Below are 15326 nucleotides of genomic sequence, written 5' to 3' on the forward strand. Positions count from 1 at the left end.
CGGTACTGTGAACCTGTTTACAGTTTGCATGATTTTGCACTCGTTTTTGCAATTTATTGCATGCTATCTTTTGCAAGGTTGTATTTATCCATTTTGTAATAGAGGTTGCGAATGCTGATTCCAAGAGCTTTTGCCGTTTTCGTTCTGTTATATTGATGCTTTTCAAGCGTTTCTTTAATGATATGAGCTTCAAACCGTTCGACCGCATCAGACAGCTTTTCATCTTCAATTTCAGGGAAAGCTTCGCCGGCTTCCATCTTTTTTCTCGGACGGTCCGCTTCAGGAAGATGTTCTAGATCAATCCATTCCATTTGCGGTTTTAAAAAAATCATCGCCCGCTCGAGGACATTTTCAAGCTCTCTGACATTCCCCGGCCACTTCCGCGCTTTTAGCGATTTGAGGGCGTTTTTCGTAAGCCCCTTTACATTGCGCCCGTACTCTTGGTTGATCTTCCCTATCAAATGCCTGCTCAAGGCTTCAATGTCCTCTTTCCGCTGTCTGAGCGGCGGAATCGATATCGGATAGCGATTGATCCGGTAGTACAAGTCTTCGCGAAACCGGCCTTCAGCGAGCGCCTTTTCAATATTGACGTTAGTCGCCGCGATGACCCGGACGTTCACAGGGATCGGTTTGGTCCCGCCGACTCTGACGATTTCTTTTTCCTGAAGAACGCGGAGGAGCTTCGCCTGTGTGTTTAGCGAGAGCTCGCCGATTTCATCCAAGAAAATGCTTCCGTTGTTCGCTTCTTCAAAGAATCCTTTTTTCCCGCCGCGGCGCGCACCTGAAAAAGCGCCTTCCTCATAGCCGAAAAGCTCTGATTCAAGCAGTGATTCCGATATGGCCGCACAATTGACGCGGACAAACTTATTATACTTTCGGTCACTTTCGTTATGTATGGCATGGGCAAAAAGCTCTTTACCCGTTCCCGATTCGCCTCTCAGCAAAATCGTCGCAGGCGTCTTCGCCCCCAATTTCGCCTGTTCCAGCGCGACGAGCATCTGCTCGCTTGACCCGATGATGTCGGCAAATGTATATTTCGCCTCAAGTGTACGGATAATCTGCCGTGCTCTGTTCAGCTCGTTTGTGAGCGATTGAATTTCAGATACGTCGTGAATGACGCCGACGCTCCCTTTTAAAATGCCGTCGACGATAATCGGCGCAACATTGACGATCACTTCTTTTTTATTCGGGCCGACTTTCATTCTGACCCCTCTGACAGGGCGCCTCGTTTCGAGCACTTTCAAATGCATGCTCTCGCCTTCAGATATGTCGGTATTAGCCGGCTTCCCGATCACCTGGTCTTTTGTCAGACCTGTCATCTTCGTATATGCCCTGTTGATCATCATTCCGTTTCCGTTTTCGTCAACGACCGAAATCGCTTCATCGGAAGATTGAATGATCGCTTCAAGCATCGTTCTGACTTCCTTCAGGTTGGTCACCTCTTCAGCCAGCTCGACCGCATCGGTAATGTCCTTAAATATGCTGAGCGCCCCGAGGAGCGTTCCTCCGTCATCAATAATCGGAATTCGGGTCGTGACAATCTGCCTGTTCGGATGGAGAAATTGTTTTTGATGATACTCAGGCTCTCTCGTGTTGAGAATACGCGGCAGCTTCGTCGTCGGGATCACGCTTTGAATATGCTGGCCGATCGCTTCGCTGCGCTTTGTTCCGGTCATAACCTCCGCCATTTTGTTAAACAAAATGATCTCTTCGTTAATGTCGATAAAAATCATGCCGTCATTCATCGAGTTGAAAATACGGTCGTGTTTATACGTCTGCTCTTTTAACATTTGGATGAGCTGCTGCTTTTCATTCATCAGCTGAGAGATGATATAAGCGAGCGATCCCGGCACCACGATCGTTCTGTCGTGCTTTTTTCGCATCAGCTGCTTTAACACGCCGGCGTCTCCGGTCGTCTCAATGATGATGTCGATCTGTTCTGTGATGTATGGCGTCCAGTCGAGTGCCGTTTCGATATCGTTTTTCTGCGCGACGAAAAGCCCGGGAGCTTCCGGATTTTTATCGATGACCGCCTCGATATGCATCGTCTTTGTTTTCAGCAGCAAATCCAAGAGGGCGGTCCCCCCTTTTCCAGCACCAACGATCAGTACTTTTTGCATCATCCCTTTACCCCTTTGTATGAAAAATTTTGCACACTCTCACGTTCTCTTGCAACAATTTGCACAACATCTATGTTATCATGTTTTCCTTTCTTGACAAACTTTTTTTTCAAATAGACAATAAAGGTAAATCTTTGGTAAGGGGATTCGTGTATGGGGAGAATGATCGCACTGCTCGTTTTGCTGATCCCGGGAGGCCTGGCTGCTCTCGGAATTAAATTGATGCGCGACACGGTTTTCGGCATTTTGATCGGCCCGTTTCAGATCCTTTGGCTTCAGGGGCTGGCGGGGTTCATATGCTTCGCAGGCGGCCTTTATTTGTTAGGCGGATTTATTCTATACAGAGACAGAAAACGCAACCAAGTAAGCCCCCGTTTCAGAAAAAAGCAGAGCGGCCGCGAGGTGTGATATCTGTGAACAAGAAAAAGCCGCAGACAATATCTGCGGCTTTTTGCATCTCACATCTCGGCCTTTAATTTTAACGCTTTTTCGGGAAAGTCGGTGAAGAAACCGTCTATTCCCGCAGCAATCAGCTTTTTCATCTCCTCTTCACGGTTGATGGTGAACGGCCTGACCGCTTTTTCTTTCAAATGGGCGTTTTTGATCGTGTCATCCGACATTGAACGGCGATACGGATGAAATCCTGAAGCCGGAATCATCTCAATGTATTCCTCCGGCTTGTAGATGACATCCATGTAAAGCGCAGCCAATTCAATACTTGGATTCAGTCTGTGGCATAACGCAAGGCTTTCATGATTGAATGATGAAAGAATGATCCGGTCTTGAAGGTCGTACGCTTCAATCATCGACATCACTTTTTCTTCCATCCCTTCATAGCGGATAATGCTGTTTTTCAATTCAACATTAAGAAGAAATTCAGCATCTGCCGCCCACTCAAACACTTCTTCAAGGGTCGGCACAGGGACAGAACCGGTTTTTTCGGCAAAACGGTGGCTTGCGTCTCCATGTTTTATTTCCTCATATGTAAGATCTTTCACATACCCTTTCAGTGAAGTCGTCCTGTCAAGCTTTTCATCATGAATGACAACAAGACGTCCGTCTTTTGCCATTTGAACATCCAATTCGATGCCGTCGGCACCAATGGCCGCCGCATGCTTAAACGCCGCCATTGTATTTTCGGGAAAAGTGCCTGAAGCCCCTCTGTGTGCAAATATTTTCGTCATTTCTGGTTCACCTCTACAAGAATTGCAAGTTTATAACCCATTATGAAGGTCTTACTGTTTTCTTTCCACACATAAGGCCTTTTTTAACATAAACATAACACAAGAACCCCGGTCATATACCAGGGCCCTTCTATTATTCATAATAAGATACGACAGCGTCAGCAATCGCGTCTGCAGCTTTTTCCTGATATTCCGGACTTTCGAGTTTATCTGCATCAGTTTTGTTTGTGATAAAGCCCAGTTCGACTAAAACACTCGGCATTTGAGAATTTTTGATGACATAAAACCCTGATTCTTTTACACCTCTGTCCCGAGTGCCCAGCGCATCCGGAAGCCGCTCTTGAATGTCAGATGCCAGCCGTTCGCTGTCAGCGGCTTGATACGTGGAATCGAAATATGTTTCTGTACCGGACGCTTCAGGGACGGCCGAGTTTGCATGAATGCTGATAAACAAGTCTGAAGCATTTTTGCTCGCCTTGGCCACCCGGTCTTCCAGCGTCAAAAACGTATCATCCGTTCTTGAGGCGACTGTGTCGGCTCCTTCTTCTTTCAGCTTTTCATCAATCAGCATTGCCACTTCAAGGTTGACATCTTTCTCAAGCAGCCCGTTTCCGACAGCACCGCTGTCTTCACCCCCGTGACCTGCGTCAACATATACCGTCTTCCCGGAAAGCGGCTCAGCCGCAAAAGCAGCTGGAAAAGCCGCCATAAACGAAAACAGCAGCAAAACAAAACTCTTTATTAACAGTTTCACGATTTGTTCCTCCTACAATCCCTTTTTGCAAACGATCATTCTTTCTTTTTCATATCTTCAAGCTGTAATGTTCCGTCCTCTGCTTTCGTGTACTCCACTTCCACCTTTGTATCATCCTCGATCCCTTTATATTTGTCCCGTTTTTCGGGAGGGACCTGAAACATCGTTTCTTTGCCGTCAATATTGACGGCGACGGTATGCTGGTCCGCCAAACCGACAAAGGTGCCTTCTTTCACGAGCGTTTCCTCGCCTGTTCCTTTTCGGCTCTCATCACCGCTTTGCCCATTATGCTGCGTTGTGCCGCAGCCTGCCAATAACAGCATAGCGAACAGAACAAGGATGACTCCTTTCCTCATGTCGACCACCTCACCCGCTGAATTTTTTACACCCCGTACCTTATCTTTAATACCCGGGGCTGTAAAGCAAGCCGCAGCAGCAGGTTTTCGCCCGCTTTCCCCGTCCAATTCCCCAAGGATTTCCGAATTGTTAGAAGCCATCCGCGTAAAAACGTCTGTGAAAAACGATCTACCCAAGGCGAAAAATGGCTGTAAACTGGAAGAAATCAGATCTTTTTCATCATTTTTATTTTTTTGTATAAAAAAACGTCTTTTTTCTTATGAAAAAAGACGTCAGACCGTTGACAAAACAGGTCGGATTTTAAAAATCCGACCTGTTTTTGTCCATTTTATTCTATTATTTCGATCAGAAGGCTGGCGGTTAGGACCTTTCCAGGTCCAATTCGCCAGCTTTTTCAGATTCATGGCAGCGAAAACAAGCATCGCCTGCATGGACAATTTTTTCTTTCCCCGTAAGGTTGTCCAGCGCAAGCCATGCTTATGTTTTAAATCGGCAAAAACTCGTTCGATCGTCTCTTTACGTTTGGCATAGATTTGTTTATTCTCTTCCGTATGCCGAAGATGATCAGCTTCGTCTAAATGATCCTGCCAGATATGTCTGTGAATCATCTTTCGATGATCTCTACTTTCTGTACACGTATGTAGTAATGGACATTGTTTACATCGATTTGGATCTGAAGCATACTCTCGATAACCTTGCCGATTGGTTGTGCGATAGGAGAGAATATGGTCTTGCGGGCAGATATAGACATCATAAAATTCATCGTAAACATACTCGTGTTTTCTCATGAATCCTTTTTTGGTTTGCGGACGCGTGTAAGGCATAACAGGGCGAACGTTTTCTTCATGAAGAAATTTTGCGATAACCGGTGTTTTGTATCCGGCATCAACTGCGACCGTATGAGGCTTGGCGACGCGCTCTTTCACTTGTTGAAACAGGGTCGTGAACACTTGGCTGTCATGAATATTGGCAGGCTCAACAACCGTCCCCAGCACAAATCCGTTCCGGTCACAAGCTGTATGAAAACCATAAGCAAAAAGGCGTTCCCGTTCACCCTTTACAAAATAGCCGCTCTCAGGATCTGTTGTACTTTCTTTTATTTCTCGTTCTTCTGAGCATTGCCTGGGCTTTAAGGGCTTTTTGCCGTTGGCTTCGCGATCGGCATTAATTTCTTGATCTAACTGTTCCTGATAAGCTCTTGTTTCTTTTCTTACGATCTTTTTCACAAACTTTTTCTTATTGGCATTCGCTTTGACATGTGTGCTGTCGATGAAGGCAACCGAAGGATCGACGAGGCCGAGATCCATGGCCTGACGTAAAATCCTATAGAAGATTGTTTCAAATAGGTCTGTGTCATGAAAGCGACGTTCATAGTTTTTACTGAAGGTTGAAAAGTGAGGGATTTTTTCAGAGAATCCATATCCAATAAACCAGCGATAGGCTACATCAGTTTCGATTCGCTTAATGGTTTCGCGCATGGAGCGATGACCAAACACGTATTGAATGAGCACCATTTTAATCAGTACAACAGGATCAATACTTGGACGCCCTTTTGAAGAATAAAGAGGGGCAACTTTTTGATAAATAAATGAAAAATCAATGGCTTCTTCCATCTTCCTGACCAAATGGTCTTCAGGTACAAGCTCACTTAAGGCAACGACTTCAAGCTGTTCACGCTGATCTTTAGAGTGTTTGGTCAACATGGTAAAACCTCCAAAAATTAGATTCCACACACATTTTAACAAAAAAAGCTTGTCGATCAAGCCACTTTTTTGTGACTTTGTCGACAAGCTGACGTCTTTTTTCTTATGAAAAAAGACGTTTTATTCGGCTTTCGCTTTATATGATCCAGTCTATGACAGCAATGCTCCGAGCGTGAGACAAACTTTGAGAAATAGACGGAAACACAACTGGCTGCCGCGCTATGTAGTTTTTTTGTCAGAACTTGCACGAATGCAAGATCAAATATTCTTTTTAAATCATTTTTACATTTAGGCCTTCATAGCGGATGATCAGCAGCGCTGCTCCATTTCTCATGCTTGTATTTGCCGCTGAACAGCTTGCTTCCGGTCTTTATTTGACGGCGCCTCTTTAATCTTTTTGGCAGGCATGCCGGCTATTGTAATATTTTCCTCAGTGAAAGATTTGTTGACCACGGCGTTTGCGCCAATTGATATGCCGTCAGCAATGTGAATGTCGCCAAAGAGCTTTGCCCCCGGCCCGATCCAGACATTGTCTCCGATTGTGGGAACATCGCGGCGAGCGTGATTTTGTCCGATATTAACCCCTTGATGAATGTCACAGTTTGCACCTATTTTTGCATTGCTGTTTACGATGAGCAATCCGTAATGGTTAATCCTCAACCCTGGCCCGAAAAAATTCACCGGATAGCGAAGATCTGTTTTCGTAAAGATCATCATACCACCCGCTTATTTCATACTTTTAACTCGAGATCGGCTCTTCGAAGAGTTTTACATTCTCCGCCATCTATTTCCTACTTGATACTAAAAGGAAAACAAAAAAAAGGGGGAGCCCCCCTTTTTTGGTTCATCCTTCATAAAAACCAACCCAAGTATTAAAAACATTACTGTAAAATTTCCCTTTGAAATACCATGTTCCATCGCTATCAGAAAATTTGTTACTGAAAACTCCAGAAGATGATTTTACACATTTTGATGATTTACTGCTTTTGAATGAGCTTGGCAAGTCACTTGGACAATTGATATATTGAGCAGTCGGATGTGCAATCACCTCAGATGAATGCGATGCAGCAAATACCGGCGCTGCAGAAATAAGTAAACCAACAGCCAGAGTCGTACCAGTTAATAATTTATTGACCTTCATTTTAAAACAACTCCTTTTCCATTTATTTCATTTCTATTTCATCATATAACATGCAGGTATGTCCAAAAAGTGTACAAATTACAATATTTCGGAATCAATAGATAAGCTTTTAGGATGACTTTACACAATACACACTGTGCTGAAATGATTCACCTTTTTGATCTTACATCGCAAACAGTACATTTGCGGGCAAAAAAACGGCCTCGTTTATAAAAACGAGGCCTTCAAATACTGTATTAAACCCTTCGGATCGTAGCACAATTTCATCGCAATATGGGCGAAAAATTCATCGGAATTACGATAAACTATTCGTTAGAAACAGGTCGAAAATTCGACGGTTAAATCTTCGTTAAAACTGCGTCATATCAACGTTTAAGAAGCCTTATGCTCCAGTCTCAGCTTGTCTGCGACCATCGCGATGAACTCACTATTGGTCGGCTTTGCTTTTGACATGCTGACTGTGTAGCCGAAAAGTGACGAAATCGAGTCGATGTTGCCTCTGCTCCATGCGACTTCGATGGCGTGGCGAATCGCCCGTTCGACGCGGCTTGCAGTCGTGTTGAATTTTTTGGCGATATCCGGATAAAGCACTTTTGTAATGCTGCCGAGCAGTTCGATGTCGTTATATACCATGGAGATGGCTTCTCTTAAGTACAAATAGCCTTTAATATGAGCAGGTACGCCGATTTCGTGGATGATGGTCGTGATGCTGGCGTCCAGGTTTTTCTTCGGCGATTCAGGCTGCGGCCGAAGCACACTGCTTTGAGAGGACGGGGCACGGTGTGTCAATTGAGATCCGTTTCCGCTGACCTGGCGGATATGTCCGACTAAATTCTCCATGTCAAAAGGCTTCAAAATAAAATACGACGCGCCTAAATCTACAGCTTTTTTGGTCACGTCTTCCTGGCCGAACGCCGTCAGCATGATGACATTCGGCTGCTTTTTAAGCTGCGATTCCCTCAGCCTTTCAAGAACGGCCAATCCGTCGAGATGAGGCATGATTATATCCAGCACAAGCACGTCGGGCTCCTTGTCTTTAAACAAAGAAAGGCATTCCTGTCCGTTGTATGCGACACCAAGCACTTCCATGTCGCTCTGTCCCTCGATATATTCGCTTAATAGGCCGACAAGCTCCCTGTTATCATCAGCAACACATACTTTAATTTTCTCCACGTTTCTTCCTCCCCAATGTGTATGTTGATAAATTTCATCATTCTTTTTCTAATATGTTTAATTCGACAGCACCACTTTATTCCCTTTTTTTAAAAAGGATTTTTCCAATAATAGTGGTATGTCTAGCTTTTTCTCTGTTTTTTTCTGATTTTCTCGATTTTTCGACTTAAAATGCGACTTGACAAACCGGGGAACGTGAATTTGTCGAAAAATCTTTTCTTCTTTCATTTTAACGCACAACGCCCAAGAAAAAAAGGCGAAATCAAAAACTGCCGGAGGAATCCGGCAGTCAGCTTGCTTTTTCTTTTTTATAAATATCGATTCCCGCTTCAGACAGCATCCATTCAATATGCACACCGTACCCGCTCGTCGGATCATTGACGAAAACGTGGGTTACGGCGCCAATGATCTTTCCGTTTTGGATGATCGGGCTTCCGCTCATCCCTTGAACGATGCCTCCTGTTTTACTCAACAGCCTCGGGTCGGTGATTTTCAGCACCATGCCCTTTGTGGCCGGAAACTTCTGAGGTGTCGTACTGACGACCTGAATATCGAATTTCTCGACTTTGTCGTTTTCAATAACCGTTAAAATTTGGGCAGGGCCTTCTTTTACTTCATCTGAAAATGCAATCGGAATGGCTTTGTCAGCGATGCGGTTTTTAATTGACTCGTGAAGCGTTCCGAAGATCCCGAATGGACTGTTTCTGTTGATATCGCCGATCACTTTTCGTTCTGATGCGAAACGAGCCAGTTTCTCTCCGGGATTTCCGCCTGTTCCTTTTTCAATCGAGGTGACGGTCGATTTCACGATTTGTCCTTTTTCAACAACGATCGGTTTTTTCGTATCCATATCTGAAATCACGTGGCCAAGCGCTCCGTATTTTTTCGATTTCGGCTCGAAAAAAGTCATTGTGCCGATTCCTGCGGCAGAGTCCCTGATATATAAGCCGATTCTGTATTTGTCTTCAGCCTGGTCTTTTTTCGGAACGAGCTTCGTTTTGATTTCCTGTTTATCTCTTTTTATCGACAGATGTAAGGTTTCTCCTGTTTTTCCGGCCTTTTGAATAAAAGGGGTAATGTCATTCATTTTCTCGATTTTCGTGCCGTTGATTTCGGTGATAATGTCGCCTACCGCGATTCCGGCTGCTTCACCGGGCGATTTTTTGCCTTCAGAGGTATTGATTTGATGAAAACCCACGACCAATACACCAACGGAATGAAGTTTTACACCAATGGACTGCCCGCCGGGAACCACTTTCAAATCAGGCAGGACATTTACTTTCGTTTTTTTAACCGGAAATCCGGCAAAGTCATAGACGAGTTCGGCCTTTCCATTCTTTTCGCCTTTTATTTCCACTTCGTTTTGATTTTCTTTCAATGTGAATGCTTCTGATGATCCATCTTTCGGAGTACTGACGGATAAGCTCGTTTCAACCGCACGGGTACCCGTCTCAAAAATGTTCAAATTTTTTGGTATTACAATGTATTCTTTCACCGGTTTGTAAAATCCTACACTTATTAAAGAAACAAGGAGAATTATACCCACAGCTTTTCTGATTTTTTCAACATCCACCTTTTCACTCTCCTCGCACCTAACCCACACCATATAAATTTCTTTCGCTACATTCATTACTTTTGCCTTCCGGACGGCGATTTATAACTGTGAACGGAAGAAAAACATTGGATAAAATGATAAGAAAGAGTTTGTATAAGAAAATGCCGACAAAAAAATAAGCTGTTCAAAAAATGAACAGCTTATCCGCTGGTTTTGACTAGCTTAGCTTGATTTAAAAGTTCTTTCGCATGGCGCTTCGTCAAATCCGTTACTTCAACGCCGGCAATCATCCGGCCGATTTCCGCTATTTTTTCCTGTTTTGACAAAGGTGTGACGCTTGTTGTTGTTCTCCCGTCTTTCGACTGTTTCGTGATCAAAAGGTGGGTGTCAGCCATCGCGGCCACCTGCGGCAAGTGGGTAATGCATAAAACTTGAGAGCCGATAGAGACGCGGTGTATTTTTTCAGCGATCGCCTGCGCGACTCTTCCGCTTACACCAGTGTCCACTTCATCGAAAATGATCGATGTAACATCCTGCTGAGCGGAGAAAATGCTTTTCATCGCCAGCATGATTCTTGAGAGCTCTCCTCCTGAAGCAACCTTTGACAAGGATTTAAGCGGTTCTCCCGTGTTTGTGGAGATCAGGAAACGAACGGTGTCAATGCCGTGCTTTGTGAGCTGAACAGGCATTCCGTTGACGACGGGTGCATCATCATCCCGTTCCGCTTTTTTCACATGAAATTCCGTATCAAATGTCGATTTTTCCATATACAGATCTTTCAATTCCTGCTGAATCTGTTTGGCCAGCTTTTCCGCCCATTTTTTTCTGATTTCGGACACATTGGCTGCTTCAATCGCCACATCCTTGCCGATTGATTCGAGTCGTGATTTTAAAGCCTGCAAGTGGCTGTCCCGGTTTTCGATCCGGTCGATTTCTTCCTCTATCTTAGCCGAATAAGCTTGGATGTCTTCGACAGTAGCGCCGTATTTGCGTTTCAGCTGTTTGATTTCGTTTAAACGCGATTCGATATAATCGAGGCGCTCGGGGTCGTATTCGAGTTCATCCAGCATATTTCTGATCTGAAAGGTTGAATCTTCGAGAATGTAGTAAGCGTTGGCTACCGATTCAGATACTTTATTGAGCCCTTCATTAATGCCTGAGACGTTTTCAAGCTCGCTTGAAGCCATGCCGACCCAGTCAAGCCCGGCCTGCTCATTGCGAAGCGCATTATAGGCATTTTGCAGCGCTTCGTATATTTTTTCGAAATTTGCAATTTGACGGCGCTCTTCCTGAAGAAGCTCGTCCTCTTTCGGCTCAAGGTTTGCTGATTCGATTTCGTCAAGCTGGAACTGTATTAAATCGAGCCTGTGAGCCATTTCCTGCTCGCTTTCAGAAAGCTCTTTCACCTTCTTCATGACATCCATGTAGCGGCTGTAAACTTCCTGATACGCTTTTAAAGCATTCTCGATTTCTTCTCCTGCGAACCTGTCCAGAAGCTGAAGATGGTGCTCGTCCTCCATCAGCAGCTGATTGTCGTGCTGCCCGTGAATGTCAAGCAGCAGTCTGCCGACTTCCCGCAATGCGGCAATGGTGACAAGTTTTCCATTGACGCGGCAGATGCTTTTGCCGTTTGCGTTAATATCTCTTCTCATGACGATCATGTCGTCCGAGGCTTCAATCCCCAGCTCTGTGCACAAATCAAAAACCGGATGGCCGCCGTCAAGGAGGAAAAGCCCTTCCAATTCGGCCCTTTTTTCGCCATACCTGACATATTCGGACGATCCGCGGCCTCCGACAAGCAAAGAGACGGCGTCGATGATGATCGATTTTCCGGCACCTGTTTCACCGGTTAGAACCGTCAGCCCTTTTTCAAAAGAAACGGTTAATTCTTCGATAATCGCAAAGTTTTTGATCGATAATTCAGCTAACAAGCTTTCATGACACCTCTTTTCAGGCCTTCGTTTATAAAAGCTCCAATATTTTCTTCTGTACGACTTTCGTATCATCATGCGTCCGGCAGATGATCAAAATGGTATCATCTCCGCAGATCGTTCCCATGATTTCTTCCCAATCCAAATTGTCCATCAGCGCCCCGATCGCCTGCGCGTTTCCCGGCATTGTTTTTAACACAATCAGATGGCTGGCTGAGTCGATTTTGACGAATGCGTCCATTAACGATCTTTTTAATTTGGAAAGGGGATTAAAGCGCTGATCAGCAGGCAGGCTGTATTTGTAGGAACCGTTGTTTGTCGGCACCTTCACCAAATGAAGCTCTTTAATATCCCGTGAGACGGTGGCCTGCGTCACATTATAGCCGTCTTTCTTTAAAATATCGACAAGCTCATCCTGCGTTTCAATTTCATTCGCGGTGATAATCTCCCTGATTTTAATATGCCTTTGACCTTTGTTCATTTCACACCTCGTTTTATACACAAATTGTGTATGTTTATACATTTATGTTAAATGATTTTGTCGGAAAAGTACATGTTTGCAGTAAAAAAGGAATAATAGCCCACTATTATTCCTTTTTGCGTGCCGGCCAACCCTCGCATTCGCCGTACGGCCCTGCAAGGGTTTTTAATCACGCTGATCCGGTTTTTTCGCTTTTAATGTCTTGTGAGCCTCTTCGACAATTTGATTGATCGTTTCTTCCGCTATCGGCGTTCCGGATTGCGCCTCTCCGTCCCAATGCAAATGGAGAAGGAATTCGATGTTGCCGTCGCCGCCGGTAATCGGAGAAAACGAGGCGTTTCGGCAGTCGTATCCTTCTCGAGCCGCAAACCGGCTGATGTCATCAAGCACAGCTTTATGGACGAGGGGATCGCGGACGATCCCTTTTTTCCCGACGGATTCCCGCCCTGCTTCAAACTGCGGTTTGACGAGAGCGATGCAGTCGCTTCCCGGCACTAAAATGTTCTTCAGCACAGGGAGGATGATTTTCAGTGAGATAAAAGAGACATCGACCGTCGCGAACTCCGGCAGCCCTTCCGTAAAATCGGCAGGTGTGCAATACCGGAAATTGGTGCGTTCCATCACAACAACCCGCTCATCCTGCCTCAGCTTCCAGGCGAGCTGATTATAACCGACATCAACGGCATATGAGCAAAGAGCGCCGTTTTGCAGCGCACAGTCTGTAAAGCCGCCGGTGGACGAGCCGATGTCAATCATCAGCTTGCCTTGAACGGAGAGCTGAAACTCCTTTAATGCTTTTTCAAGTTTTAATCCGCCTCTTGAGACGTATTTTAACGGGTTTCCTTTAACGGTCAGCGGGATCGTGCGGTCGACCTTTTCGCCCGGCTTGTCCAGTCTGTTTTCATTCGTATAGACAATGCCGGCCATGATGGCTCTTTTCGCTTTTTCCCGCGTTTCCATTAACCCTCTTTCTACTAATAAAACGTCGAGCCGTTCTTTTTTTCCTGTCATGATCCAATTCCTTTATGAGTCTTTACGGGCGTCAAAAGTCTTATTCGTCTGATGACGTCTTCTTTTGTCATTCCGATCTCTTCCAGAAGCTTGGCGACGCTGCCGTGTTCAATAAATTGATCAGGTATCCCCATTCTGTCAATGATCGGACTGTAAGACTGATGTTCATGGGCAAACTCAAGGATCGAGCTGCCGAATCCGCCTTGAAGCACAGCCTCTTCGATCGTTAAAATCGGAAGCCCCTCGTTCAGGATTTCCTTCAGCATGTTTTCATCGAGCGGCTTGATAAAACGGGCGTTTACCACTCTGACCGAACGGCCTTCTTTTTGCAGCTCCTCCGCGGCAGCAAGCGCCATCGGAATGGTGGTGCCGAACGTTAAAATGACCGCGTCTGTCCCAGGTCGCAGCACTTCCCACGTTCCGATCGGGATCGTTTTTAATTCTTTATCCATTTTGACGCCGAGTCCGTTTCCGCGCGGAAAGCGCATGGCAATCGGGCCGTCGTCGTATTTGACAGCCGTGTTGACCATGTGCTGGCCTTCGTTTTCGTCTTTTGGCATCATGAGAACCAAATTCGGAATATGCCGTAAAAAAGCAATGTCAAACACGCCCTGGTGTGTTTCCCCGTCGGCGCCGACGAGACCTGCTCTGTCAATGCCGATAAATACATTTAGATTTTGCCGGCAGATATCATGGACAACCTGGTCATAGGCGCGCTGAAGAAATGTCGAATAGATCGCCAGAAACGGCTTCATATTCTGTGTCGCAAGTCCCGCCGCCATCGTTGCCGCATGCTGTTCCGCAATGCCGACATCAAACATGCGCTCCGGAAATTCGCTCGCAAACCCTTCAAGTTTTGAACCGACAGGCATGGCCGGAGTAATGGCCACAATCCGTTCATCCTCGCGGGCAAGCTTCCTGACCGTTTCGCTTACGAGCGAGCTCCATGATGGTGCAGCAGCTTTCGGTTTGACAAAGTCACCGGTATCGATTTTATATGGGCCGGTTCCGTGCCATGTTCCGGTTTTATCAGTTTCCGCAGGCTTGTAGCCTTTTCCTTTTTTCGTAATAACATGGAGGAGTACCGGGCCTTTCGTTTTCTTCGCATACTGCAAGTTCTCAAACAGTTCATCGTAGGAATGGCCGTCTACAGGCCCTAAATACGTAAATCCAAGCTCTTCAAAGAACATCCCGGATACGAGCAGATATTTAAGGCTGTCTTTAATCCGTTCGGCTGTAGCGGCAAGCTTTCCGCCAACAGCAGGAATCCGCTTGAACAAATACTCGAGCTCATCTTTGACCCATTGGTATTTTCCGGCTGTACGCAGCCTTCCGAGCATGGAATGAATCGCTCCGACGTTTGGAGCGATGCTCATTTCGTTGTCATTCAAAATGACAATCATATCTTTTTGTTCATGGCCGATATGGTTAAGCGCTTCAAGAGCCATGCCGCCGGTCAGTGCACCGTCTCCGATGATCGGGATGATATATTCGTTTGTGCCTTTTAAGTCTCTCGCAGCCGCCATCCCCATCGCACCGGAGAGAGAAGTCGAGCTGTGGCCCGTTTCCCAGACATCATGTTCGCTTTCATTCCGCTTTGGAAAACCGCACAGCCCTTTATGCTGGCGCAGCGTGGCGAAGTCCTTTCCGCGGCCGGTCAACAGTTTATGAACATACGATTGATGCCCCACATCCCACAAGAACTTATCTTTCGGGCTGTCAAATTCTTTATGCAATGCAATGGTAAGCTCGACAACGCCGAGATTCGGACCAATGTGCCCTCCGGATTCAGAAAGCGTTTCAATTAAAAAACGGCGAATTTCAGCGCTCAAGCTTTCCAGTTCTTCATTTGAAAGGTTCTTCAAAAATGCAGGGTCCTTTATCGATAACAGATCCAATCGGATCAACTCACTTTC

At 45.6% G+C, this 15326-nt stretch carries 14 protein-coding genes; 1 reads left to right on the forward strand and 13 read right to left on the reverse strand.

Features of this window, described 5'->3' with window-relative positions; translation table 11 throughout:
- Positions 1 to 53: 53 nt before the first annotated feature.
- On the reverse strand, positions 54 to 2120 hold the full coding sequence (locus H7F26_RS19160) for a sigma-54 interaction domain-containing protein (RefSeq protein ID WP_026080755.1): 2067 nt from the start codon (positions 2118 to 2120) through the stop codon (positions 54 to 56).
- Positions 2121 to 2273: 153 nt separating this feature from the next.
- Here H7F26_RS19160 and H7F26_RS19165 point away from each other — a divergent pair, with 153 nt between their 5' ends.
- The gene (locus H7F26_RS19165; protein ID WP_003183348.1) at positions 2274 to 2528 is read left to right on the forward strand and encodes a DUF2627 domain-containing protein; all 255 of its coding nucleotides are present in this window, start codon (positions 2274 to 2276) and stop codon (positions 2526 to 2528) included.
- A gap of 50 nt (positions 2529 to 2578) precedes the next feature.
- On the opposite strand, the gene H7F26_RS19170 is transcribed toward H7F26_RS19165, so the two are convergent.
- The 12 genes from H7F26_RS19170 to dxs all read right to left on the reverse strand — a co-directional run bounded on the left by H7F26_RS19170 (position 2579) and on the right by dxs (position 15308).
- Positions 2579 to 3304, reverse strand: a complete 726-nt coding sequence (locus H7F26_RS19170) for a glycerophosphodiester phosphodiesterase (RefSeq protein ID WP_003183351.1) — start codon at positions 3302 to 3304, stop codon at positions 2579 to 2581.
- 133 nt (positions 3305 to 3437) lie between these two features.
- A complete protein-coding gene (locus H7F26_RS19175) occupies positions 3438 to 4058 on the reverse strand; it encodes an N-acetylmuramoyl-L-alanine amidase family protein (RefSeq protein WP_003183353.1) in 621 nt (206 codons plus the stop codon).
- 35 nt (positions 4059 to 4093) lie between these two features.
- On the reverse strand, positions 4094 to 4414 hold the full coding sequence (locus H7F26_RS19180) for a hypothetical protein (protein WP_003183355.1): 321 nt from the start codon (positions 4412 to 4414) through the stop codon (positions 4094 to 4096).
- A gap of 273 nt (positions 4415 to 4687) precedes the next feature.
- A complete protein-coding gene (locus H7F26_RS19185; protein WP_016886315.1) occupies positions 4688 to 6118 on the reverse strand; it encodes an IS1182 family transposase in 1431 nt (476 codons plus the stop codon).
- Between the two features lie 330 nt (positions 6119 to 6448).
- On the reverse strand, positions 6449 to 6832 hold the full coding sequence (locus H7F26_RS19190; RefSeq protein ID WP_003183357.1) for a serine O-acetyltransferase: 384 nt from the start codon (positions 6830 to 6832) through the stop codon (positions 6449 to 6451).
- A 130-nt stretch (positions 6833 to 6962) separates the two neighbouring features.
- A complete protein-coding gene (locus H7F26_RS19195) occupies positions 6963 to 7259 on the reverse strand; it encodes an antimicrobial peptide LCI (protein WP_003183359.1) in 297 nt (98 codons plus the stop codon).
- A 372-nt stretch (positions 7260 to 7631) separates the two neighbouring features.
- On the reverse strand, positions 7632 to 8432 hold the full coding sequence (gene spo0A, locus H7F26_RS19200) for a sporulation transcription factor Spo0A (RefSeq protein ID WP_003183361.1): 801 nt from the start codon (positions 8430 to 8432) through the stop codon (positions 7632 to 7634).
- Between the two features lie 289 nt (positions 8433 to 8721).
- Positions 8722 to 10038 (reverse strand): SpoIVB peptidase, encoded by a 1317-nt coding sequence (gene spoIVB / locus H7F26_RS19205; protein ID WP_044051837.1) that lies wholly within the window; start codon positions 10036 to 10038, stop codon positions 8722 to 8724.
- A 149-nt stretch (positions 10039 to 10187) separates the two neighbouring features.
- Positions 10188 to 11918, reverse strand: a complete 1731-nt coding sequence (recN, locus tag H7F26_RS19210) for a DNA repair protein RecN (protein WP_003183366.1) — start codon at positions 11916 to 11918, stop codon at positions 10188 to 10190.
- Positions 11919 to 11949: 31 nt separating this feature from the next.
- Complete coding sequence (ahrC, locus tag H7F26_RS19215) at positions 11950 to 12399, reverse strand: transcriptional regulator AhrC/ArgR (protein WP_003183369.1); 450 nt, start codon at positions 12397 to 12399, stop codon at positions 11950 to 11952.
- Positions 12400 to 12564: 165 nt separating this feature from the next.
- Complete coding sequence (locus H7F26_RS19220) at positions 12565 to 13410, reverse strand: TlyA family RNA methyltransferase (protein ID WP_003183371.1); 846 nt, start codon at positions 13408 to 13410, stop codon at positions 12565 to 12567.
- Positions 13407 to 15308 carry a 1-deoxy-D-xylulose-5-phosphate synthase gene (gene dxs, locus H7F26_RS19225; protein WP_003183372.1) on the reverse strand — a complete coding sequence of 634 codons (1902 nt, stop codon included), beginning with the start codon at positions 15306 to 15308 and terminating at the stop codon, positions 13407 to 13409. Before dxs ends, H7F26_RS19220 begins: the two co-directional genes overlap by 4 nt.
- Positions 15309 to 15326: the final 18 nt, after the last annotated feature.

It is taken from the genome of Bacillus sp. PAMC28748 (assembly GCF_014250415.1).
Classification (GTDB): Bacteria; Bacillota; Bacilli; order Bacillales; family Bacillaceae; genus Bacillus; species Bacillus licheniformis.

Excerpts from the sequence above, each read along its gene's own strand:
- H7F26_RS19195 (WP_003183359.1), bottom strand. The coding sequence starts at position 7,259 with ATGAAGGTCAATAAATTATTAACTGGTACGACTCTGGCTGTTGGTTTA.
- H7F26_RS19190 (WP_003183357.1), bottom strand. The coding sequence starts at position 6,832 with ATGATCTTTACGAAAACAGATCTTCGCTATCCGGTGAATTTTTTCGGG.
- ahrC (WP_003183369.1), bottom strand. The coding sequence starts at position 12,399 with ATGAACAAAGGTCAAAGGCATATTAAAATCAGGGAGATTATCACCGCG.
- H7F26_RS19180 (WP_003183355.1), bottom strand. The coding sequence starts at position 4,414 with ATGAGGAAAGGAGTCATCCTTGTTCTGTTCGCTATGCTGTTATTGGCA.
- H7F26_RS19220 (WP_003183371.1), bottom strand. The coding sequence starts at position 13,410 with ATGACAGGAAAAAAAGAACGGCTCGACGTTTTATTAGTAGAAAGAGGG.
- spoIVB (WP_044051837.1), bottom strand. The coding sequence starts at position 10,038 with ATGGTGTGGGTTAGGTGCGAGGAGAGTGAAAAGGTGGATGTTGAAAAA.
- H7F26_RS19185 (WP_016886315.1), bottom strand. The coding sequence starts at position 6,118 with ATGTTGACCAAACACTCTAAAGATCAGCGTGAACAGCTTGAAGTCGTT.
- H7F26_RS19170 (WP_003183351.1), bottom strand. The coding sequence starts at position 3,304 with ATGACGAAAATATTTGCACACAGAGGGGCTTCAGGCACTTTTCCCGAA.
- H7F26_RS19160 (WP_026080755.1), bottom strand. The coding sequence starts at position 2,120 with ATGCAAAAAGTACTGATCGTTGGTGCTGGAAAAGGGGGGACCGCCCTC.
- H7F26_RS19165 (WP_003183348.1), top strand. The coding sequence starts at position 2,274 with ATGGGGAGAATGATCGCACTGCTCGTTTTGCTGATCCCGGGAGGCCTG.